Origin of the sequence: Microvirga massiliensis, from assembly GCF_001006805.1 — a bacterium.
Classification (GTDB): domain Bacteria; phylum Pseudomonadota; class Alphaproteobacteria; order Rhizobiales; family Beijerinckiaceae; genus Microvirga; species Microvirga massiliensis.
Genome location: NZ_LN811350.1, coordinates 172,907 through 196,046 on the forward strand (window position 1 = coordinate 172,907; position 23,140 = coordinate 196,046).

Below are 23,140 nucleotides of genomic sequence, written 5' to 3' on the forward strand. Positions count from 1 at the left end.
TCGCCGCTGGCGAGGAGCCGATCGATATGGTCATCACGCGAAGGAACGTTACCCGAACTGTCCCCACCCTGGTGCTGCTCGCCTTGATTGCTCGACGAGGTCTGGTCACTAGCCCTCCCGTCGTTCGTTCTCGACCTGAAGAAGCCAGCGCCCCATTTCACGGGCGGAACACCAGGGCGGGTAGCAAGTTCCCCCGCCCAATGAGACGACCAGTGGCATCGCGCGTCTCATCCGTGCGCTCGTCGTAGAAGCCGAGCCGCCGACCGGCGGCATCCCGAGCCCCGATGCGACCCGAGATGCCATTGCCCTCGTAGCTCCCGAGCATCCAGCCCGTCCGGTCACGCACATACTCACGCGACATCGGCAGCCTCCCCGAGGTCGAGTTCTCGGGCAGCCAAACCATCTTCGTCGTGATCGTCATCGCCGAAGCCAAGGTCGTCGGTGAGATCCCAAACACCGAGCAAGCGCGCAATTCCGAGCGAGCGCGGGTAAATCTCGCCCGGCGAAAGAGCCGGAATCCCGAAGGTCTGGAGTTTGCGTCGGAGAGCCGCAGCGGCTGCTGGATCAACCCGTCCGTTCGCCAGGGCGTGGATCTCAGTCAGGACCCAGTCCCCACTAGTCAGGCGGCGGCACTCTCCGATGGCTCCGGGTTCGTGTCTCCATTCCAAGTATGCCTGCACGCCAAGCGCGACGAGCGGGACCTTGGTCGCGGCGCAGTTACGGTATCGCCGCCCGAGAGCCGACATGGCATCTCCACTCGTCATGACCACGACATCAGGATCATCTGCCGGGATCGATGGACGAGCCGGAGGCAAGTCCATCTTTTCCAGCCAGCGCCGGAACAGCGTCGCAAGGTCGGTCTTTTCGCCCAAATTCTCAATCGATTGCCGGATGGCGTCGTCGTTCGCAGATGAAACGGTCCCACGGATCACTGCCAATGCCGCGTTAGCGTCGTCCGCCTGAGATGTACCGTAGAGGCGTTTCAGAACGTTCTTATGGACCAGGACGCGGTCAAGACGTTGCACAATCCCAATGTGCATCGCACAGATCGAGCCACTGTGCTGCATGAGAGCTTTGGCGCGAAACCGGTGCTCGGGAAGACCGAAAAGCTCGAACAACGTGCGATACGAGCCCGGTTTAGGAAGCGGTGCATCACCAAGTCGATGCAACACTCCCAGCAAACCATCTGGAACCTGCCCATACACTGCGTGGATGATTTCCCGCACACGGGATGACACCATCAACGCGCGAGCGATCTGCTCGTAGGGGCTGAGGGTATGACGACCATCGGCGGGAGTGAGGGGACGGAGCCGGGTGGCGAGGCTTTCGGGTCCTCCAAGAAGCAGTTCGGCGAGGGCCATCAGAATTGCCTGACGGCGGAGCGCCGAGGCACAGAGGAGGAAAGAGAGGAAGCCGGGCGCTGCGGCGTCGAGGCGGACGGCGATGTCGAGGCTCCAGCCGTCAATGGAGCGTGGTTTGGAGGATTTCTTCGCGTGAAATGGTCCCAATGGCGGCTCCGTCGCTGTTGCAGACGGTTTGAGACTCTCACGGAATTTGTTTTTGACAACTAATTTCTGCCGCTAGACAGCCAAAATCGTGCAAGTCGTTGAACAGGAATCGAATTATCTGCGTGCGATGGCTCGCTCTGGACTGAATACGGAGCGCGTCAGATCAGTGAGTTGGCCTGACCGAGTTCTCGGCCGCTTCGGCAGCTTGATCGAACTGCTCTTCCGGCCACGCGTTTGCTCCCCGAAGGCCCGCCCCTGCTCAGCCCGCCTCATAGTGACGGTAGACCCCACACTTCACCCTCAGCCAATCCTTGCACGGACCTAATCGGTAGGGCCTTTCCCGCCGTATCGAGACGATCCCTTCCAAGTTCATGGAGCACACATGACCGAACAGGGCCGCCCCCCTGATGGCCCTCGACAAAGCCGCTGAACCAGAAGCCATCATGCGGGTCCTCGGTCAACAAGTTAGCAAGAGGTAGAATCTGAACTCATCATCTCGGTTGCATCACCTTCTGATGAGTATCGTCATGCTTCATGACATCGCCGATCTTGCTCTCGTAGCGCACAGGACGTTCGGTATCCCTATGCGTGCGCCAATGGATCAGAAAGTAGCAATCATCGGGCTCCGAACGGTCGAACACCTTCAGGCGAGAGCGCTTCCTCCTATTCCGCATCGAGGAGTAATCGTCGAGAACCAATCTGACCGGGAATTCCCGCGCCAGTTTCGGGGGAATGCGAACCTCTCGTCCAAAGTTATGGTGTCTCTCCGGGCGAAGCCACTGGATATCCTCGCGAATGTCCCGAGCAACTTGCAACTCCGGGCGGGATGCCGTGATGCCAGAGATCACGATCTCCTCTTCGAGCGAGTTCTCGACATAGAGGCACCGCCCGTCCCAAAGCTTCGGGTCGAAGGTGTTGTCGAGGATTCGCACCACCGGGACGGGAGACGATGAGTTCGACAGCATATGCGAAACGCCCCTTTCGAGAGCATATTCCGCAACCTTGAGCCCGATGCCCATCAATGAGAAAGCCATTTCCGTCCCTCGAAACGTCTTCTCCCCTATGTGGGCAAGCCGGTTTGAATTTCGATGTTGGAAGCCGCTCAGCACTCGGTGCTGAGCGAACCGAGCAGTCGGCAAGGACTTCAACTCTCTTCCATACGAGGTTGCTCAGCACCCGACTGGAAAGCCTGCCATTGGGTCTCAGGAGGAATGATCACGCGGTTCAAGGAGGTCGCCAACGCTGCCGTCAGAGAAACCAGCAGTCTCATGCGCCCGATGCAGCGGCCCCAAACCCAGATGAAGCCCAACCGTTACGGCTTAGCTGATTAGCTTGCGTTTCCAAGAGCTTGGCCGAAACCGATTGCGGGGTCGCGAGTTGCTTCTGCAAATCCATCCAACTTGAATGCCGGAGACCAGCAGCCGCTCGGTCTCGGAAAGGATAGCTTTTGTCATGAACTTCTACAAAGGAGGCCCTTGGAGCGTTGGCGTAAGGTCCCAATGGTTGGGGCAGCGTCAGGCCCTTGATTTGCTTGGGAGCAGCCTCAGACAGGTCTATGCTAAGCTTGAGCGCGAGCCCTTGCCGGATCGCCTGCGGGAGCTTGTTGGGAAGCTCGAAGAGGCGGATAGGGACGGCATGTGCGCCAGCAAGCGGTGATCGCTTGGTGCAACGCAACATAGGTGAATAAATCCTGCCTCTTGCTGGGGTAGTTGTCATGCTCGGTCGTCTATCGATTCAGTCGAGTGAGAGGGCACGAGAGCATGACTTCTGGGGCAATCTCATCGGTCTTAGCCGAGGCTCAGAAAGAGCTTGACCGCGCCCGTCTCGGGGTCGCAGAAGCAGCACTTGCCCTCACGATCTGCCACGAAAAGCTGGACAGAGTTGTCGATCACGCCGTCGAACAACGGAAATTCAGCCCCATTGAAGCACTCTTTCGCGAGGAAGAGGCGGCACGCAAGTTCTACGAGCGGGCGGCGAACTATCTCGCAAGGTCAGAGGAGCGGTGGTTTGCTCTTGGGACTGCATTAGCCGCTGAACAGGAGCAGGCGTAGTTGGAGCCGGTGCCGCGCCACTGGCTCAACTGATCAGCCGAGCGGCCCTCCCACATTGGATAATCAGTAAACCTGAGCGAGTACCCGATTGGGGCTCACGACCTATGGTGGAGCATGACGAGCGAGATCGACGAAACCGCAACCCTCGCCCTTGCAGACCGCCATATCAGCGAAGGCGAGGAGCGCATCCGGCACCTGACCATAACGAGGGACAGTTTGTCGGTCGCTGGCCGGGACACCGGCGAGATAGACCGGTTACTGACGCTGTTACAGGACACCCTTTCGGTTTGGCACGTTCATCGCAACAACATCCTGAGCGCCCTTGAGCGGCAGAATAGGCCCGAGTTCAACGCTGCCTATGAGCAGATCGAAGCCTCGTAGATTAGGGTCGCTACTGCGCCATCGGCTCAACTGATTGATGCCTCTACCCTGTGGAAGTGCAGTCTTCCTCATGCCTGCTCGACTGCCTCGGTGCGATGCGCCCTCTGCTATTAACTTAGGTTATTCAACAGGTTATCCGACCGGCAGTCGGGAACAATCTGCTGCTGAAGGTTGTTGGGACACAGCATGCGTGATTCCTCCGAACTCGTGGGGTGCTTGCTGCAACCAGCCCTCCATTCTTTCGCTCCGTCGCGCTGTAATGCCCTGCGGCTTCACTGAGAAATCGTGAGACTGGTCGGTTCGGACACATTGGACTACCCGCCCGACGTAGATCGTCGAACTGGTGTTAACCGGGCGGACCTACGATTATACGCCTCGGCAGTGCATCTCTAAATGCAGTCACATACCGATCAGAGTGGATTTCAATTCAATAGGTTGCTCCCAGCATGCGTATGACACGTTCTCCGGCACGGTCGTTCACGTTCGAGGTCAAGCGCGCCAACAGGCGGGTGCCCGAGGTCGTGACCCTCAGCAAAGCGCCAGTCTCAGAAAGTGCCTCTCTGGCTGATCAGGTCTTCGGCAAGCTCTCGGCGCGGCCCCGCGCTCGACAAGCGGACAAAATCGAAGTTCCAGCCCCAGTTGGTTCTACGGCTTCTGCACCCCAACCACCGGAAGTGTTCGGCACAACAGAGTCGGCAGAGAAGTCTGCTCGGCGTGTTCTGCCTGACCTCCTGTCGGTTCCTGTGAGCCCGGTCGAAGAGCGGGTGCAGCGTGAGGCGGAAGAGCGGGCCGTACGGCGTAGGGCAGCACGAGCAAGCCGCGCCACGAAAGAGGCGAAGCGTCCGTCAGTCGCGACCACTCGCGAGAACACGACACCCGCCGTCAGCACAGCCACACGGAGCGTGGTCATAGAGGCGATGATTGGTGCCGATCAACCGCTGGAAGCAATCACCACGTCGCCACAGCCCGTCAAGCTGGTTCCGACATCACGGAGGCGGAAGAGGAACGCGCTCCTTACAGCTTTCAGACGGGCTGGGCGTAACGGGAGAGCCGTGCCTCGTCTTCCTGCGGGCCAGCGTTGGAAGCGCCGTCTGCCCCAAGTCTGCTGGTGATTTTTGCAACGGTTCGGCCTGATTAGATTTTGACATTGAGATCGGGAAACCGGGCCGGGTACGTGCCGCTTCGAGCGGACAATCCATAGCCGCCAAATCGGTCAAAGGCGTAGGTCGCCCTCGCACCTCTTCAGAGACAACTTTATGAACTCTTGGTGCTGTCTCGCGTTGGTCTGAGACGGAAGTCTAAGATGTTGGATTCGAAGCAGGAATTTTCTGATCTAGCTTTGGTAGAACGCCAGATTGTCGAGAGCGAGCGACGGGTGAGCCGACAAGCCATGCTTGTGGAGCGAAAGCGTTGGGCGGGGCAGCGGACGAAGTTGGAGGAGCATATACTCAAGCAGTTTGAGGCGGCGCGGGACGCTCTGCATCGACACCGAAAGTTCATTCTGGACGCAATCGACCGATCTTCTGCCAAATGATCGTTATCGGCAGCAAGCTGTCGTGGTTGCGGAATTCAGGGGAGTCGATAGGCTCCGCACTTCACCTTCAGCCAATCCCTGCACGGGATCACGAGCAGTCACGAGTTGAGACGTTCCAACGGCACCGTGACATGCACGGTGAGACCTTCAGGCCGCCAGTCATACTCGACACTTCCCTGAAGCTGGCCCGTGACGCTCCGCTCCACGAGAGTAGTCCCGAATCCATGGGCACTCGGCGGCTCAGCAATACTTGGTCCGCCGCTCTCCTGCCACTTGAGGTAGAGATCGGCATCCCTCTTTGTCCAATCGACCCGGATGCAGCCCTCGCGAGCCGAGAGCGCCCCATATTTCGAAGCGTTCGTGGCGGTCTCGTGCAGGATCAGGGCGAGGCTCGTCACGGCACTCTCACCGACCGGCACAGCAGGGCCGTTGAGGATGATGCGCTCGCGATCCATGTAGGGTGAGAGCACCGTCTGCACCAGCCGGTCCATGGTCGTGCCCTGATCCTGCTCCTTCCCGGCCCCGATCAGCCCCGGAAGGATGAGATCATTGGCCCGCACGAGGGCATCGAGCCGCCCGCGAAGGATTTGAGCCATCTCCTGTGGGGTGCGCGCCGACCGGGCGCTTACACTCACCATGCCGCTTGTGATCGCGAATATATTCTTCACCCGGTGGATCAGTTCTCGAAGCAGCAACCTTTGGCGTTCCTGCGCTTCTTTCTCTGACCGGATGTCACGCGCCTCGATGATGGTCCCGATGGGCTTTCCGTCCTCGCCTTGGATCGGGCTCGCCGTGAAGGCCACAGGGTAGAAGCTTCCGTCCCTGTGGACGAAGATTTCCTCGCCCTGCATCTGATGGGCCTCGGGAAAGGCGCGGTCGATGGGACACTCCTCAAGGGGGTAGTGGCTACCATCAGGACGGGTGTGGTGAATGACATCGTGCAGGGCTCGTCCCTTCACTTCCGCGAGCGAATAGCCGGTGAGCTTTTCGGCTGCGGGGTTCATGTAGACGCACTGCTGGCGCTCATCCATGCGGAGGACTGCAACCGAGGCATTATTGAGCACGGCATTGAGGTGGCGTTGGCTCTCTCGCAGGGCCTCTTCGACACGCTTGTGTTCGGTGATGTCGCGGGCGATCTTCGATGCACCGAGGACCCTGCCCTGAGCATCCTTAACCGGTGAGACCGTGAGTGAAATCTCGACCAGAGTTCCATCCTTGCGTTGGCGAATCGTCTCGTAGTGCTCGACGCGCTCGCCCCGGCAAATCCGGTCGATGATCTCTAATTCCTCGTCCTTCCTGTCATCGGGTAGCAGGATCGTGACGGGTTTGCCGATTACCTCCTCGGCCCGGTGGCCATAGAGCCGTTCCGCTTCTTTGTTCCAGCTTGTAATAGTACAATCGAGATTGATGCTCACGATGGCATCGTTCGACGAGGTGATGATGGCCGCGAGTTGCCGCTCGACCTCCTCGGCGCGCTTGTGCTCGGTAATGTCAACGACGGCACCGGGAAATCGCAGGGGCTTGCCATCGTCACCATAGAGGCATTCGCCGCGCGCCTCGATCCAGCGAACCGTGCCGTCCTTTTGAAGGAGCCGGTATTCCTGAACGTATTTCTGACCGGTCGCGATGGTGTGGTTGACCGCCTCAGCAACCCGGTCCCGGTCGTCGGGGTGGATACCGGCCATGTAGTCGGCAATCGGTGTGCCCGTCCCGCCCTTCTTGGGATCGACCGAGAACATCGCGGCAAATCGTGGGTCGGAGTAGAAGGTATCCGATAGGATGTGCCAGTCGAATGTGCCGACCATGCCCGAGGCATGGAGGGCGTGCGACAGGCGTTCCTCGGCTTTGACCAGTGCCCGTTCCGCCAGCACGCGCTCGGTCGTCTCCACCACGACAGCGAGCACGCCTGCGGGCTGACCGCTCTCGTCCAGCACCGGAGAGTAGTCCAGATTCATCCAGACCGGCTCGGGAACCCCATTTCGATAGAGGGTCAACTCCTGATCGCGGTAAGATAGCGTGCCCCCGCTCAGGCCGACCTTCATGACGTGATCGTTGAAGTCGGCGACCTCGGGCCAGCCCTCTCTCACCTTGGAGCCGAACAGGAGAGGATGGCGGCCTCCTGCAAATCCCGAATAGGCGTCGTTGTAGATCATGACGCCATCCGGCCCCCACAACAGAACGATGGGAACCGGCGAGCGCAGGAGAAGACCGACCGTCGTTTTGAGGCTCTGCGACCAAGAGGAGAGCGGTCCCAGTGAGGTGCGGGACCAGTCGTAGACCCGCGTGAGCCTGCCCGTCTCGCTGTCGTCGAGGAAACCGAGGTCGGGAGCAGGCGCTTCACCTCCCTCCCATGGTTTACGCTGCTCTGCGCTTTCCAGCAGGCGCAGGCCAGCCCGCACGACCTCGCTGGCGCTGCGGTAGCGGCCAGAGGCGACCTTAGCGGCCACGAGCGAGGTTAATTCGGGCGTCAGGGACACCGAGAGGGCTGATTTGGCGGGCATGTCCAAAGGGTAGGAAAAATTGGCACCCGCAATTTAGGTGGTCATGTAGCCGTGGCAATAACCTGTGATGATGACGCTAGGTCAGGCATGCCCTCGACCCAACTTCCCGCACTTCACCTTCAGCCAATCCTTGCACGGCCCTGACCGGTAGGGGCTGTCCCGCCGCTTGGAGACGATCCCTTCGAGGTTCATCTCGCAGGCATGCCGGAATAGGGCCTCACCCTGATAGCCCTCCATGTGGCTGCTGAACCGGAGGCCGTCATGGGCTCCCTCGTTCAGCAGGAAGGCGAGCTTGGTCCGACGCTCATGAAGAGGGTTGGGGCGCAAGTCTTGCCCCTCAAGGGTGAGGAGGTCGAAGGCCATGAGCCTCGCCTCCCAACAGGCTGTCTCGGAACGAGGCGTATGGAACTCAGGTGAGCCGTCCTCTCTCAGACAGACGGCCTCCCCATCGATCATGGCAGAATCAGTCGGGAGCGCCCGGATCGCGTCCACGATGGCGGGGAACACGCCCGCCCAATCCTGCCCGTCACAGGACCAGAGCCGAACCACGCTCCGATATCGCCGCGCCACGATGCGGTAGCCGTTCCACGGCGGCTCGTGCATCCACTCCGGGCCGGTGGGCACCTGATGGGCCACAAGCTGCTGGTATAGCCGAATCAAACTCACCGGCAACTGCCGGTCACGGGCGCAATCGGCTCTACTCTACTCGCTGTAGGGAAACCGTTATGCCCTTGGTCCCGAGATACTTCTTTGCGGCCTCATAAGCCTCCTGCTCAGTGACATACCAACCCAACAGCGTATAGTACTTCCACTTTCCGTTTGGCCTCAGTTCACGTTCCACACGTGGGAACAACCATAATTTTGACCGTTGAAGTGAAGCAAGCCTGATCCGCCACATGATTTTATAAATGCTTATTTTGCATGGTGCTCATTGGCTCCGATCAAGGATAGCTGAGCAGGCCGTACACCATAGTCAAGCCCGTCCCGGCTCACTTGAATTAATATGTTTTCGTAGTCGCCCATTCAGAGTTGTTACTCAGCGGCACTTGCTGTCGGCTCCCGACCGGATGCCCCTCCGCTACGGGCACGCTCATAGAACTCCCGCATCATGGCATTGAGCATCATGCCTCTAAGCTCGTCGTTCGCCATGAACTGCTCGGTGATCGCCTCATTGCGCTCCATGCGCTCGATCACCGCCTCCATGGCGCGCGGATCGAAGACGTGCCGGAAATTCGCGAGCGTGTTCGACCGGGCTTGTGCCGCCAGTCCTTCGTCCTTCCCGAGATCGCCCACAACCTGTTCCATGAGGAGCCGGTCTTCCTCCGAGAAGTCGGTGCCGAACCGGTCGTTGATGAGCCGGATCACCTCCGAGAGCGGCGATACCGCCTCATCGTTCGGCTTGTGGGTGCCGACTGCTGTCGGGCCGGTCAGCGTTCCCGTCTCGCCCGGTGTGAGGCTCACTGAGCCCTCAAAGGTCTTCTCAAGCCGGTAATAGGCAAGGCTCACGTCGTCTTCGAGGTCGAGCATGCCCCCACCCTCGCGCTTGGGCAGCTTAGTCCGTAGGAGCCGCAGGAAGGCATACAGCTTCTCAAGCTCCACGTCCTCGAAGGGCATGATCTGGCTCACGAAGCCATAGAGCCGCACGAAGCTATCGAGATTGGCCCGGAACTCCTCCTGACGCTCCTCGTCTGGCTCGGCCTTGAACCGGCCAACTGCCGGATCGATTGCTTTGTGCAGCAAGCCTTGGTCGGAGGGCTTCTGCTTGGCCTCGGGCTTGAAGAACACCCTCGCGAAGTCCTCGACCTCCTGCTGCCAGTAGAATTGGAAGCCATCGAGGGTGGTCTTCAGCCCGTAGAGTTGGTTCGGATCGGTTGGCTGATCGATTTCCGGCTCTTCGTAGTAGGGCTTGAACGCCTCCTTGATCTCGTCCGCCGTGTTCTCGAAGTCGAGCACGAACGTGTCCACCTTCCCGGCACAGGTGCGGTTCAGGCGCGAGAGGGTCTGGACGGCTTTGAGGTCTTTGAGCTTCTTGTCCACATACATCGTGTGGAGGAGCGGCTGGTCGAAGCCGGTCTGGTACTTCTCGGCGACGATCAGGACTTGGTAGTCGTCGCTCCCGAACCGCTCGGGCAGTTCCCTCTCCCCGAAGCTGTTCATGCCTGCTTCGGTATACTCGTCCCCCTCGTCGATCACAGTCCCCGAGAAGGCCACCAGCACGCCGAGGTCCGTGTAGCCCTTCTTCGCGATGTATGCCTCGAAGGTCTGCCGGTAACGGACGGCATGCAGGCGCGAGCGCGTCACCACCATGGCCTTCGCCTTCCCGCCGATCTTCTGGCGGGTGTGGGCGCGGAAGTGCTCGATCATCACCTCGGCCTTCTGCGCGAGGTTGTGGGGGTGGATCGAGGCGTAGCGGGCGATAGCGCGCTTGGCCTTCGACTTGTCCACCTGTGGGTCGTCTTCGACCGCCTTCTCGAACCGGTAGTAGGTCTCGTAAGTGACGTAGTTCTTCAGCACGTCGAGGATGAAGCCCTCCTCGATGGCTTGCCGCATCGAATAGAGGTGGAACGAGCGCGGCTTCCCATCGGGGCCGGTTGTTCCAAAAATCTCGACCGTCTTCTTTTTCGGGGTCGCCGTGAAGGCGAAGAAGGAGATGTTGGGCTGGCGACCGCGTGCCCGGATCGCTTTCAGAACCTCGTCCTCGGTGTCCTCGCCCTCATCCTTCTCTTCCTCCTCGGCCTTCTCCAAACTCGATGCGGCGAGCGCCTTCTTGAGGTTGGTGGCACTCTCGCCGGTCTGTGAGGAGTGGGCCTCGTCCACGATCACGGCGTAGCGCCGACTGGCCTTCGCCTCGACCTCCTTCAGGATGAAGGAGAACTTCTGAAGCGTGGAGATGATGATCGGGGTGCCCGCATTGAGCGCCGCTGCGAGTTGGCCCGAGTTGGTGTCGATCTTCTCGACTACCCCCTGCTTGTGCTCGAACTGGTAGATCGTGTCCTGCAACTGCTTATCGAGGACGAGCCGGTCAGTGATCACGATCACGGACGAGAAGATTGGCTCGTCCTTGGTGTCGTGCAGGGAGGCGAGCCGATGGGCGAGCCAAGCGATTGAGTTCGACTTGCCCGATCCTGCCGAGTGCTCGATCAGGTAATTCTGCCCGACGCCCTTCGCCCACACGTCCGCCAGAACCTTCGTGACGGCATCAAGCTGGTGGTATCGCGGGAAGATGATGCTCTCCTTGCGGACCTTCTTTCCGCTTGGAAGCTTCCGCTCCTTCACTTCGAGATGGGCGAAGCGGGCCAGAATCTCCATCCAGCGGTCCTTCGCCCACACCTCTTCCCATAGGTAGGCGGTCTTGTAGCCGTTTGGATTCGGCGGATTGCCCGCACCCGTGCCATTGCCCTTGTTGAACGGCAGGAAGGTAGTGTCCCCGCGTTCGAGCCTCGTGGTCATGAAGACGAGATCGGGATCGACCGCGAAGTGAACGAGGGCGCGGGTCTTGAAGCGCAGGACCGGATCGTTGGGGTTCCGGTCGAACTTGTACTGGCGCTTCGCGTGCTCGACCGTCTGACTCGTGAAGGGGTTCTTCAACTCCGCTGTCGCAACAGGGAGGCCATTCACGGAGAGCACCACGTCAAGGGAGAGCGACGGGCCCGTGGGTGAGTGATGGACCTGACGTGTGATGGTCAGGATGTTCTGCTCGTAGAGAGCCTGCGCCTGCGGGTTGAGGCTCGTCGCTGGCTTGAAGTAAGCGAGCCTGATCTTGACGCCGTGATCGGTGATCCCGTGGCGCAGAATGTCGAGTGTGCCGCGCTGATCGAGTTCGCGGGCGACGAGCGCCACGATGTTGATCTCGACCGGAGGGCCGTGGATCGCCTCAAGCCTCGCCCACTCCTTCGGCTGGCTTGCCTTCAGGAATTCGATGATCAGAGTGGGTGTGAGCCCAAGCTTTGCATCGAAAGCCTTCGGATCGCCTTTTCGATAGCCGCCCGAGGAGAGGAGGCTTGCCTCGATAGCATTCTCGAAGCCCTTCTCACTGTAATCGACGGTCACTCTGCCGCCTCTGCCATCTGGCGAGCAACGTCGATCTGGCCGGTGACGGCGGCGGTGATAAGAGCGGTGCGATGCTCGCGGAGTCGATCTATGGCCTCTAAGCAGCAATTAGTTAGCTGATCGAATCTTGACATCAGACCGTCTAAGTGTTCCGCAATCGCAGCCTGCTCTTCCAGCGGTGGATACGGCACAATAAGGTTACTCGCTGTCTCCACATTGAAGTGTTGCTGGATAGCCCCCTCAGAGCCAGCCGTGTACTGTGCCCGCGCAAGGTCCGAATTCATGACGTAAGCAAGGTACTGAGAGTGAAACAACTTAGATCGCCTCGTGATGATCAGGTCAATGCAGTTTGCCCCATCGAGGTCCGACCCGATCACAGCAGTCGTCCCGGGTTGGCCAGTTCGCACCGAGACAAGATCACCCGCTCTAAGGGTGGACTTAGCTAGAACCTCACTGAACTCTTCTCCAACAAACACGAGATTTTCGCGCGATACGTTCATAGCTAGCACATTAAGGGAGCGTAGAGCGGGTATGCCTGCCTCGACGTAGTATTTCGATGGCGTAACGACGATACCTACCGTAATCCCGCTGGCAACGTGCTTAAGGCGCTTTATATTCCAGTGAACCGGAATTTCGCCGAACCAAGTTGTTTCGGTCTTCTTCCTTGGGGTGACGGGATTCAAACCCTTTGTAACAGCCGTGTCGATCTCGACGTTGCGCTTCTCCTTAATACGTTCGACCAACTCCTCCTGCTTTGTAATCAGGGCATCGATCTTGGTCGTCTCACGGTCGAGGAAGTTGGCAATTGTGCGCTGCTCTGCTTGAGGTGGAAAGCAAAAGAGGTGCGCCCGCAGCTTCTCGGCGGGTAGGTGCTCAATCGTGGTCTGATTCGCGCGCTCTGAGAAGACTCCGGTCTTCGCCGCTGCTGTAATCGACCAATAGAGGAACCGAGGATCATCTCCCCTTTTGGGGCGCACCCGATGCAGTGCCTTCTGGTAATAACACTCTTGGAGTTCCCCATCCCAAACCGCGACGCGTCCGATTTCACCTCCTTCACAGACTAGCAAGTCTCCGGGCCGAAGGGCGAATTTCTGTCGATCATCTTCATCAAAATCCATCATCGGAAGATCGGTGACCTTTATCCGATCCCACTGGACATCAACATTTCGAAGGTAAGGTCGAAGGTGGTGACCCGAAATTCGCGCAGCGTCCAACATCTTTCCAAGCTGAACTTCAGCGCGGTGGGCAAGCTTCGTGACCGTCCAATGTGATGGAACCTCTTCCGTCATCGACAGTCGAGTGCATTTGTAGTGTGGGTGTTTACGGAAGCTCACGCCGCGATCTCCCGCAGCATGCTCTGAATTTCAATTGAGAGCCGCCTCAGGTCGGCGTCGATCTCCTCCAAAGGGCGCGGCGGCACGTATTGGTAGAAGTGCCGCGTGAATGGAATCTCGTAGCCCTTCCTAGTCTTGCTTTCGTCCACCCACGCATCTGGCACATGAGGCAGAACCTCACGCTCCATGTAAGTCGCGATGTCCTCCTTGAGGGGCACGTTCTCGGTATCTCGAAGCTCGGGATCAGGCTCGATCTCGCCGCCACTCAGGCACGGCTCGGCGGTCTCGTCCCGCTCGGAGAGCCCCGCCAGCACCGCCTTCATGACAGGTGTCGGCACCTTTACGCTCTTGCGCTTCAGAGCCGCCTTAAGGTGCTCGGTGAACTCCTCGCGGTCCTTCCAGACCCGATCCCCTGCGAGTGACCCGAGAACGGACAGGGCTGCCGCCTGAAGTGACTTGCCCGCTGCGATCTCGGTCTCGCCTTCTCGACCTTTCTTCCGGCTTGTCACCAACGCCTTAAAGGCCGACTGCTCTTTCACGCGCTCGATCCGCTCCGGGTCGATCTGGAAGTTGAGCCGCAGGGGCCGTTCGACCGTGATCCGCCAATAGCCGAAGTCCTCGTTATCGAGGACCTTCGAGTGCTCGCCCTCTGCCATTTCCCCGAAGAGCCGGGTGACCTCCCTGATCGCGTCCTCGGGAATGAAGTTGCGCTTGTTCCCGAGGCTCTTGCGCATCTTCTCGAACATGCCTGTGGCGTCGATCAGTTGGACCTTGCCCTTCCGCTCCGGGCTTTTCCGATTGGTGATGATCCAGACGTACGTCGAGATACCGGTGTTGTAGAAAAGCTGGTCGGGCAGGCCGATGATCGCTTCGAGCCAGTCGTTCTCGATGATCCAGCGCCGAATCTCACTCTCGCCCGATCCGGCCCCACCCGTGAACAGGGGTGAGCCGTTGAGGACTACTGCCAATCGAGATGTGCCGCCGTCATTCCTGAACTTCGAGACCATGTGTTGGACGAAGAGCAGCGACCCGTCTGAGACGCGGGGCAGGCCCGCCCCGAACCGGCCCTTGAAGCCCTGCTTCTCGTGCTCGTCCACGATCTCCTTCTCGATCTTCTTCCACTCGACCCCGAACGGCGGGTTCGAGATGCAATAGTCAAAGCGACGGTCGGGAAAGCGATCCTCTGAGAAGGAGTTGCCGAACCCGATGTTGTTCGGGTCCTGCCCCTTAATGAGCATGTCGGACTTGCAGACGGCGTACGTCTCCGGGTTCAACTCCTGCCCGAAAGCCACGAGCTTCGCGTCCGGGTTGAGTTCACGCAGATACTCCTCGGCCACTGAGAGCATGCCGCCTGTCCCACAGGCCGGATCGTAGAGCGTGCGGATCGCGCCCTTCTGCGTCAGCGCCTCTGTGTCTTCGGACAGGAGGAGGTTGACCATGAGGCGGATGACTTCGCGTGGGGTGAAATGCTCACCGGCTGTCTCGTTCGACTGCTCCGCGAAGCGCCGGATTAACTCCTCGAACACGTACCCCATCGCAAGGTTCGAGACCCGCTCGGGGTGGAGGTCGATCTCTGCGAACTTCGAGACGATCAGGAAGAGGAGGTTCGATCTTTCGAGCCGTGCCACTTGGGTGGGCAGATCGAAGCGGTCGATGAACACGTCCCGCACGTTGGACGAGAAGCCGTTCAGATAGGCGAGGAGGTTGGCCTCGATCTGCTCGGGCTCGGCCTTGAGGCGCTGGAACGTGTAGCGCGACAGGTTATGGAAGGTCTGGCCCGCCGCCATATTCAGCATAGTCTCGCGCATCACTGGCGTGGCGGATGCCGGAAGGGAAGCTGCCTTCTTGAGAACCGCGTCCTTCGTCCGTTCCAGCACGCAGTCCAGACGGCGCAGCACCGTGAATGGGAGGATGACCTTCCCGTAGTCGGATGCCTTGTAGTCACCCCGAAGCAGATCGGCGACCGACCAAATGAACGCGACCTTTTCGGAATGCCCCTGCATTCTTGCCCCCAAGCGTGCGAATCAAAGCCGGGAGCTTAACGACATAGGAGGGAGAGAATCCACCACACCGGTAGGTGCAGCTTGTCGCCTCCGATGACCGTCCAGATCGCTTGCTCGGGTTAGGCTGGATGGCTAGGGAAGCCCCATGAGGCTAGGCGAGCCCGCAACAGCGGCTCCGTAAGGGAATGTAACTTTATGACTAAACTGAAAATCCAAAGGGTCGATCTGGATGACTCGGGCAGTCCTATCCACTGCCCCTTCTGTGGAACGAAAATTACGCGCTCATATGACGAAGCGAATCCGGACGGGTGGGTGGTAGAGAACCCCTGCGCCCATACCCTATTCGCAGCCCACGACGAGGGCTTCGAATACAGGAGCGAAGCCTTCAACAAACACCTAGAGACGGTGCTCGCGCGGATCGAAGACCCTGAAGAGCGCGAGGAGATCGAGGAGGGCAGCATCGACGAACTCACCGATATGGTCGAGATCGATAACTCCCTGAAGTTCGCCGTCCACGTGCCACCACCAGCAGGATTCGGCTCGTACGTTGGATTTGCTGCGCCAGAATCCGAGTGAATAGATTTTGGGTGCTCGTTTTCATTCGGGCACCTACCCCTCTCACGTGGGCTCATAGGCTAGCCCCGAAGCCAGAGTCGGGGCAGTCCCCACCGGCTTGCGAGACTACCGAATTGCTCAGCCGCGAATCGCGCTGGTCGATATCACCCAACACGCCTGCCCAATGATCTAGCCTGAGGTCAGGTGCTGGGTCTAAGAGACCCTAACGATCAAGAAGCTCGACGAGGAGTTCTTCGAATGACGCAGCGGCATTGGGCCTGCACATGGTCGAGGGCTGCGTCGTAGCAGTCCAATCGGTTTCATCGAGCGATACTGACGCAATGCACTCCTCCGCTCAACGAAGAGGTCTCTTGCAGCGAGGTCTTGCTTGCGTATTCTCCATGCGGCGGGGGAGAACACTATGTCGATCAGCTTTCGAAAAACGCTTCAGTGGGAGGTGGACGAACGCTCATTTCATTTCACCACGGACGGCGTTGTAGGAGAGCTTCAGACGCCCGATGGTCAAGTGATCACATTAAGTATGGGCGAGTGGCATGCGATCTCAATCGGGCTGACTGAGCTTGGGCCGGTGGCGAAGTCCTCAAAGTACAAAGCAGCGATGCCCCCGAACGTTGGACAGCCATGGTCGGAAGAACTGGACGCGCATCTCAAGGCCCGCTGGACCGATGGAGCCGACGTGCGCCAACTTGCAGCCGAGTTCGGTCGCAGCCGAGGAGGCATCACCTCGCGGCTGGTACGTCTTGGTCTGGTACCGGATCGGCAATCTTCGGACTCACGGATACCCGCCGTTCCGCCGCCGGGTAGGTCGGACGAGACGCGCGCTGAGTCATCTTGAAGTTGGTAGGCTCTACTATGCGGATCAGGCAGAGCGCATGGGTAGCCCACATGGCTGCGCTGACATCGGCGCTCCTCTATCCCATGCTGATCTTCGAAGCTCAAGCGCAGGCAGTTCCCAAGGTCGGAACGTGCCCATCTGGCTACCATTCGAGCGGAAGTGCCTGCATTCCGAATTCACGGGACAAGGGTGCTCGTCCAGCGTTGATCAAGGTCGGGCCTTGTCCTTCAGGCTACCGTTCCTCGGGCGATTACTGCCTCGGGTCCAGTGACAGGGCGAAGCATGCGATCCCGAAGACTGGCGCATGCCCGAGCGGATATCATTCGTCGGGGGCCTACTGCCTCTCGAACCGGTAGAGTCGGTTTGAGTCTGAGATGTGGGCCAGCCATCATGGCAGCCTCTTCGCGACAGGCTTGGCTCTCCCCGCCTTCGGCTCCCTCTGTCCACTGTCCATGATGGCGCTGGTGCGGTCAGGCAGTCGGTGTCGCTGGATGCAGCGGGCAGGAAACGGACATCCTCGCAATGTTTGAGACAGTGACGGGCATGCGCTTTGGCCTGCACTTCAAGGCCAAACAGTCTGCTGACAAGTTCCCTGGCACGCGGGATTAGGCCACCAATTGCGCTCTTCGGGCAAAGTGTTGGGCGACATCAGAACCGAAAGCTGTTGTGCCGCATGCCGGACTGGAGAATTCGACCTTCTCGACGGTTCGGAGCGGTGAAGGAGGCCGTCTTCCCGCCACAACGATCATGCCGGGAAGGCCAGAAAACAGTTTCGAGGGAGGGCTTCACCTGCCCTACCGATGATCATCCATTGGTACCGATCGGGAGGGCACTCAGACGGCTCGTCGGGAGCCAGATACGAGGTCGGGATGCTCGCCGAGGCCGAAATCAATTTTGAGGCGGGACGCCCACGGCTCGCCGAGCCCACGGACGGTGGCAATGCGCTCCTGCGGCCCGCTATGGTGCTCCCCGTGGATCGACGAGAACTTATGCCAGTCTCATATAATCTGTCGGGTCGGACAGCGGTGGTTACAGGTGGCTCGAAGGGCATCGGTCGGACCGTTGCCGAGCGGCTGCGAAGCTCCGGTGCAGCAACCGCGAGAGAGCAATCGTTGAGGCGTTCTCCCAGTTTCCTTTTCGTCGCATGACGGCGGATGGCATCGATACTCGATATTGGTTTCAGAATGGTCGCGCTCGGGCATTCATATTGAGGAAGAGACCCGACTATTGCCGGGTGATGGACATGTGTTTCCACAACGTTCGGTATGAAGTGGAGGATCGAATAAGTTCATGAAATGCACGTTATCGGTCGTCTACCTTCCCCCTTACCCTGCTCTCGACACGCCGGACATCAGGAATTTCATTGGCAGCACTGGCCGTGTACAGACTACAGCCTGCTGATCTCAGCCGCTGTCGTCACGCCATTAAGCATAAGCTTGACGATGATTTCGATGCTGCGCGGAATTGGCTGTTCACCGCTTTCAAAGCGCCGCATGGTCCGCTCGTGAACGTCGAGCAATCTGGCAAGTTCGTGTCGTGTAATCCGCAAATCCCGCCGGGCGGTCGATAGTCCTGCCGCCGTCAACGCGGAGCCCGCAGGCGTGACCAAGGCCCCATTCGATCTTCTGCGGGTTTTCCCCACCATGGGAGATCCTTTCAACGTCGCAGGGCATGGAATGGATGGCGGACGCGGTTTGGGCCAGCGGGACGGGAACTTCCGCGTGGACATTTTGTCCAAAGGCGAGTCGGGCTCCAAGATCCTCATCCGCAACTGCGCGCCCCGGAAGCCCAGGCGAGCTTCCACCTCATCCAGGGGCTCGAACGGCATAGGCCCGTGGTCCTCCGGTACGGGAAATACATCCACGATCCAACACGCATCGTCGGAGAGGGTCTCGGACGTTCTCTCAAGGGCACGATCCCAATCGTCCGAGAATAGAAACTCCGATTTAGCCCAAATCTTATAGATACCAAGAAATATGCCGCAATGTCCGGTCGTGCGCTCCGCCCACTCGCCAGGAATCGTGCTCATTCGTTCCGTGACGATGGTGGCTACGGCGTCGAATTCCTCTGCCGTCATCCGTTTATCAGCGATGAAGGTTACGAGTACCGGGCGGTACTGGAACTCAGGCCCCTCGTGGTCGGAGATGTCGTCGACCAGGATGCGGATGTTGTCGTGATAGCCATCCTTCAGCCACGCGATCACGGTATCGGAATCAAAGCGCGCCGTATCGAGGGTGAGGTAACTGTCTCCGGTGTTCTTCAGAGTGTAGAGCCGCTGCTTTCGTAACTGATACGGCAGGTTCTCGCGCGCACCCTTGTTTCCAACTGGATACAACGGGACGAGACCCTCCCCGGTAGAGCGATAGCTCGTGAAAGCGACCCGGAACTTCGGCACCGGCACCTCCGCCGCACAGCTTCCCCGTGCTGGACATTTTGTCCAGGATGATGGACCGGAAGTTCCTATCTTCGAGAATCGATGATCTGTTTCAGGCGGTGCTTCTAGGACGCAGAGGAGGAACTCGGAGGTGGGCAGGTATGCTTGTACCTACTCGGCGTGGCTTTAGCCCGAAGCAGAAATTTGGGCATCGTGATTGGCCCTTGTACAGCAGATGCACACACCGTGAATTCGATTGGACTTTTGGGGTTTTGGACCCATTCTGAGGAAGCTCTACAGAATAATCTCTATAGTGTATTTTTTCTCCTCTTCTTCAAAATGACCCAAAAGTCCAAAAGTCCAAAAATCACTTTATAGAAGAAGGCCATTCAGATTTTGGGGTTGGGGTAAACCCCAAAATCCGATGTCGAAGTCCAAAGCTCACGAGACCTTCCGGTAGCGAGTGCGTCCCTCGCTGAGGTCAACGACCCCGCTGTCGCCTCCGGCTGCATCGTCTTCGACCAGCCCCTTTGGTTTCATGATGGCGTACTTGTTCGAACCGCCATACGGCACGACCTCGATGTCATACCGCTTGGACAGATCCTTCAAGGCATAACCGAGCTTCACGGCGCTCCACTGGTTGACCTCATTGGCCCCGTAGTGGGCCTTCAACCAGTCGTGAAATCCGTAATCGTCTGCTGACAGACACGCTCCATGCCCTTCCCACCAGCCTGTGGCCTTCAGGGACGTGCCCCACGGGATGTTCGGGCAATCCATCAACCAGTGCTCGACCGGCGAAAGATAGCGCTGCCTCAGTTGGATCTCTTTGATGAGCGCCGCGTTCTCTGGTGTGGCGTACATCGGGGGCTCGGCTGCATCCTCATCCACCGAGCGCCAGATCTTCTCGGCATCGATACTGTGGATCAGGGCACGGTCCACAGGCTGCGTTTCGAACTGGATGAAGCGCCGGTTGCCAGAACTGTCCCTGATCTTCTCGGCGGTATCCTCGTTTGTGCAGGCGATGAACGTGGTAATGATCTGCTTCACGCCCGTTCTCCCATAGGCCGCCCGCATCTGACGCTCGCTGTCAGTCATGATGGCTTTGAGCTTTGAGATATCGGCCTTCGAGATCCCCTGCATCTCCTCGAACAACCACACAGGCATCAAGGACAATTGATAGGACTGGTCATTGTCGTCGAAGGCATCGAAGCCGACGGATGCGAACATACCTGCCTGCCGCAGAGGCTCGCACAGGGTCTTGATCGCCTCGGACTTCCCATCGCCCTGTGTCCCGAACAAGATCGGCATCAGATGGGCGGAGTTCTTCCAGACATAGCGGACGTGGTTCTTTGCCCGGTAGATGAAGGTCGCAAAGGCGATCTCGGCGGCCTTCCAGACCTTCTCGGACTGCTGCGGGGTCGCCTGGGCTGGGATCATCATGCAAACGAAGCGCTTCAGTTCAGTCTGATCCGGGTCAATCGCCGGGTCAAAACGCAATTTCTGGGCTACCTCGCGCCGGAGTTTCTCCTGCTGATCGACCATCCAGTTGTCGAGCCCCCAGTCGATGGCCTGAGCAGGACAGAGGCCCACCTCCACATTCCAGATCTTCATCTGCTTGCCGATGTAGTCCCGGTCGTGCATGCCAGCCTTGCCGTGGAGGGTGAACGCTCCGCTATAGTTCATGTCATAGCCACGGGAGCCCAGGAATGCTGGGATGAAGGTCCACACGTCGTGCGGCATCATCCCCAAGTCAGCTTTCACCCGGCAGGCCCTGACCAGTTCCTTCGCGGCTTGTTCCTTCTTGAGGCCGCCGTGGGCGATGAGCACCTGGATCATCTCGGCCCACAAATAAGATGCGGCGGTGATCGCCGTCTCTGCCGCTAGGAGCAGTTCCGCCAATTCTGCTGTGGTGACCACATGGCCCGGTGGCAGATTCTGCCAATCCTGAATGAGCTTCTCGAAGTCGAGCGTTGTATCTTTCTGAGTGTTCGTTGACATATATTCCTTTGTAGTCAATCGGATAGGTTAAGTGGGCCTCAGGCCCGGTAGCGGCGAAGCGATTTTACCCGTCGCTCCAGCGCTACCTGTTTGCTTTTTTCGAAATCCGGTGATCCGACGACTTGCATTGCCGCCCGGACATCCTCCTCCAGGGCTGATCGTCCGTACTGGCGTTCGCAATACCCGCCGTACCACTCGACATCGATTTCCTGCTGAAACGCTCGCATGTCCCCGAACGAGAGCGTGCGTTTGGACTTCAGCCAGATCTTGGTGAGAACCCCCAGCAGGGATTGTCGCCGGGAGCCGCCATTGTACCGGGAGTGCAGAAGTTCCGCCCACTGCGGGTTGAACACCCTAGCGTCATGGACGGAGAGACCGAGGCGCGCGGTTTGGTTCGTGACCAGGACTCTATAGGTCTCGAACTCCTTGTCGGTCATTGGCCGGATCTTGGCGTTGGATTGTCCGCGCTGGGCATGCCGCAGCGCCTCGTCCGGGAGGCTCTCGACCGCCGACAGGAGCGCATCAACATTGAGGGAGCCGCCTTCGAGGGATTCCCGCCGTCGGCCGATAAAGCACGGACCATAGAGATGGTCACCATCGTCGTAGATGCTGCCGTCCAACTGGTGCTCGAAGATGGCATTGAGCCAGATGAAGATCCGGAATGCCTCATCGTTTGTCATCGCTCTGCTGATGGGCACGATGATGCGGACCTTGTGTCGCTCGGGCTTGTGCGAGAACGACGTGTACAAAAGGTGCTTCCACCTTAGGGCTTTCAAGGTCTCAGCTATCTGTTCAAAGGTCACATACGGGTACTCGGGATGCTGGTTATCCAAGTCCGCGTAGAACAAGGATACCTGATGGGCGGAGTATTCGCCGTTCCTCCAGTGTCCCCATTTGCCCGGAGCGGATGGGTCTTTCGTCTTCTTTTGGCTCTGCTCGAATAGGGTTGGAGTGAAGCTATAGGTCTCCATCTTGTTGGATTGAGGAGATGGATAGGATGCAGTCGCCCAGAACCGCTGGGCGAAGGTGTCAAAGTCCGGATAGCATTCCCAGTCCGTTATTTTGGACTGGTGCAAGATCGTCTGGTTGCGCTCCTTGGTGAAGTAAACCTCGCGGAGATAGCTAACACATGGAGGTTCTTCACCGGTCGTCATATAGTTGTCCATTGTGCTCCTTTCGTCGTCCGGTAGCGTGAGCTACCTGTGATTTATTTATGTTTGTCGCGTCGGCGACGTTTATTGTGACAGCATCGAGTTCAAGCCGGGATTTGTGCCGCGCTAGCGGAATAAATAGCTGCGTGGAGATATCCTTTTCGGGTTTGAATGAACGAGGTATGGCATGCTGCAAGAAATCTATATGTGTTTGAAACAGCGTGGTCTTGTGGTCACCAAACGCGAGTTCTCACGGAACTGGTTGGGCAAGGCGCACAATTATCTCGCCGACACTTCCAGGAAGGCGGATCATCCGAAGACAATCGTACATTTGATCAAGCGCCTTAAGGCTGCCGGTCAGGCGGATCTCGCCGCAGTGCTGATGAGGGAACTCTTCGGGAGCGAATTCTGCCGAGCCTGAGCAGGTTATTGATGCCGTTGGCTTGCTCCATCCGAAGAAGTCAGCTTGGATGAGACAATGGTTACGAGGAGCGGCCCGGAAGCGAACTTCCGGTCCGATGCGCCTCAGCAGAATGCCAGCTTGAAATGCATCATGTCCGCCTCGTGCTGGAATGAGCAGGTGACCTGCATGTCAAGTGTGGTCGTGAACACGCCGTCGCTAATCTCGTAATCGAGGAGGCTGAGTTGTGCTGCGTGGTCGCGAAGATCCTGGAGCACCTCGTCGTGAGCGTCGTGGAGATAATGTCTCCAGCCATAGCCCGAGGGACGGTTTGTCAGTGCCGCGATTGCGATGATCCTGTCGATGATCTCGGACGCGGGGACGACGTGCGTGAATGAGTGTGGGTGGATTGGAACGGGTCCACTGACGTGTTTCACGCCGACG

The 23,140-nt window shown here is 58.8% G+C and carries 19 protein-coding genes; 7 read left to right on the top strand and 12 right to left on the bottom strand.

Features of this window, described 5'->3' with window-relative positions:
• Positions 1-157 precede the first annotated feature (157 nt).
• The 3 genes from BN1233_RS00710 to BN1233_RS00720 form a co-directional block, all read right to left on the bottom strand.
• Positions 158-361, bottom strand: coding sequence for a hypothetical protein (locus BN1233_RS00710; RefSeq protein WP_046861608.1), 204 nt, complete (start codon positions 359-361; stop codon positions 158-160).
• On the bottom strand, positions 351-1,508 hold the full coding sequence (locus BN1233_RS00715) for a hypothetical protein (RefSeq protein ID WP_046861609.1): 1,158 nt from the start codon (positions 1,506-1,508) through the stop codon (positions 351-353). Before BN1233_RS00715 ends, BN1233_RS00710 begins: the two co-directional genes overlap by 11 nt.
• A gap of 491 nt (positions 1,509-1,999) precedes the next feature.
• A complete protein-coding gene (locus tag BN1233_RS00720) occupies positions 2,000-2,542 on the bottom strand; it encodes a hypothetical protein (protein ID WP_048708964.1) in 543 nt (180 codons plus the stop codon).
• A 418-nt stretch (positions 2,543-2,960) separates the two neighbouring features.
• Here BN1233_RS00720 and BN1233_RS50925 point away from each other — a divergent pair, with 418 nt between their 5' ends.
• From BN1233_RS50925 to BN1233_RS00740, 4 genes are all read left to right on the top strand, one after another.
• Positions 2,961-3,164, top strand: coding sequence for a NepR family anti-sigma factor (locus BN1233_RS50925; RefSeq protein WP_046861611.1), 204 nt, complete (start codon positions 2,961-2,963; stop codon positions 3,162-3,164).
• Positions 3,165-3,268: 104 nt separating this feature from the next.
• The gene (locus BN1233_RS00730; protein WP_046861612.1) at positions 3,269-3,559 is read left to right on the top strand and encodes a hypothetical protein; all 291 of its coding nucleotides are present in this window, start codon (positions 3,269-3,271) and stop codon (positions 3,557-3,559) included.
• Between the two features lie 114 nt (positions 3,560-3,673).
• The gene (locus BN1233_RS00735; protein WP_046861613.1) at positions 3,674-3,940 is read left to right on the top strand and encodes a hypothetical protein; all 267 of its coding nucleotides are present in this window, start codon (positions 3,674-3,676) and stop codon (positions 3,938-3,940) included.
• A 1,303-nt stretch (positions 3,941-5,243) separates the two neighbouring features.
• A complete protein-coding gene (locus tag BN1233_RS00740) occupies positions 5,244-5,474 on the top strand; it encodes a hypothetical protein (protein ID WP_046861614.1) in 231 nt (76 codons plus the stop codon).
• Between the two features lie 98 nt (positions 5,475-5,572).
• Here the strand turns inward: BN1233_RS00740 and BN1233_RS44385 are convergent, their stop codons facing one another.
• From BN1233_RS44385 to BN1233_RS00770, 5 genes are all read right to left on the bottom strand, one after another.
• The gene (locus BN1233_RS44385) at positions 5,573-7,975 is read right to left on the bottom strand and encodes a type II toxin-antitoxin system ParD family antitoxin (protein WP_053086453.1); all 2,403 of its coding nucleotides are present in this window, start codon (positions 7,973-7,975) and stop codon (positions 5,573-5,575) included.
• A gap of 81 nt (positions 7,976-8,056) precedes the next feature.
• A complete protein-coding gene (locus tag BN1233_RS00755; RefSeq protein WP_048708961.1) occupies positions 8,057-8,641 on the bottom strand; it encodes an ATP-dependent DNA ligase in 585 nt (194 codons plus the stop codon).
• A gap of 366 nt (positions 8,642-9,007) precedes the next feature.
• Positions 9,008-12,025, bottom strand: a complete 3,018-nt coding sequence (locus BN1233_RS00760) for a type I restriction endonuclease subunit R (RefSeq protein WP_046861615.1) — start codon at positions 12,023-12,025, stop codon at positions 9,008-9,010.
• The gene (locus tag BN1233_RS00765; RefSeq protein WP_074078237.1) at positions 12,022-13,359 is read right to left on the bottom strand and encodes a restriction endonuclease subunit S; all 1,338 of its coding nucleotides are present in this window, start codon (positions 13,357-13,359) and stop codon (positions 12,022-12,024) included. Before BN1233_RS00765 ends, BN1233_RS00760 begins: the two co-directional genes overlap by 4 nt.
• Positions 13,356-15,362 carry a type I restriction-modification system subunit M gene (locus BN1233_RS00770; protein WP_046861616.1) on the bottom strand — a complete coding sequence of 669 codons (2,007 nt, stop codon included), beginning with the start codon at positions 15,360-15,362 and terminating at the stop codon, positions 13,356-13,358. The genes BN1233_RS00765 and BN1233_RS00770 overlap by 4 nt, the downstream gene beginning before the upstream one ends.
• A 195-nt stretch (positions 15,363-15,557) precedes the next feature.
• On the opposite strand from BN1233_RS00770, the gene BN1233_RS00775 reads away from it, so the two are divergent.
• Complete coding sequence (locus BN1233_RS00775; protein WP_046861617.1) at positions 15,558-15,938, top strand: hypothetical protein; 381 nt, start codon at positions 15,558-15,560, stop codon at positions 15,936-15,938.
• A gap of 400 nt (positions 15,939-16,338) precedes the next feature.
• Positions 16,339-16,773, top strand: a complete 435-nt coding sequence (locus BN1233_RS42535; RefSeq protein ID WP_048708957.1) for a hypothetical protein — start codon at positions 16,339-16,341, stop codon at positions 16,771-16,773.
• A 1,387-nt stretch (positions 16,774-18,160) separates the two neighbouring features.
• Here BN1233_RS42535 and BN1233_RS00795 read toward each other — a convergent pair.
• The 3 genes from BN1233_RS00795 to BN1233_RS00805 all read right to left on the bottom strand — a co-directional run bounded on the left by BN1233_RS00795 (position 18,161) and on the right by BN1233_RS00805 (position 22,311).
• A complete protein-coding gene (locus tag BN1233_RS00795) occupies positions 18,161-19,168 on the bottom strand; it encodes a helix-turn-helix domain-containing protein (protein ID WP_046861620.1) in 1,008 nt (335 codons plus the stop codon).
• Positions 19,169-19,588: 420 nt separating this feature from the next.
• On the bottom strand, positions 19,589-21,145 hold the full coding sequence (locus tag BN1233_RS00800; protein WP_046861621.1) for a VapE domain-containing protein: 1,557 nt from the start codon (positions 21,143-21,145) through the stop codon (positions 19,589-19,591).
• A 38-nt stretch (positions 21,146-21,183) separates the two neighbouring features.
• Entirely contained in the window at positions 21,184-22,311 is a 1,128-nt protein-coding gene (locus BN1233_RS00805) for a hypothetical protein (RefSeq protein WP_046861622.1), read from the bottom strand.
• A 172-nt stretch (positions 22,312-22,483) separates the two neighbouring features.
• Between BN1233_RS00805 and BN1233_RS00810 the strand changes: the two genes are divergently transcribed.
• Positions 22,484-22,717, top strand: a complete 234-nt coding sequence (locus BN1233_RS00810; RefSeq protein ID WP_046861623.1) for a DUF6626 family protein — start codon at positions 22,484-22,486, stop codon at positions 22,715-22,717.
• A 104-nt stretch (positions 22,718-22,821) separates the two neighbouring features.
• Here BN1233_RS00810 and BN1233_RS00815 read toward each other — a convergent pair whose 3' ends face one another.
• Entirely contained in the window at positions 22,822-23,133 is a 312-nt protein-coding gene (locus BN1233_RS00815) for a hypothetical protein (RefSeq protein WP_147706914.1), read from the bottom strand.
• Positions 23,134-23,140 lie beyond the last annotated feature (7 nt).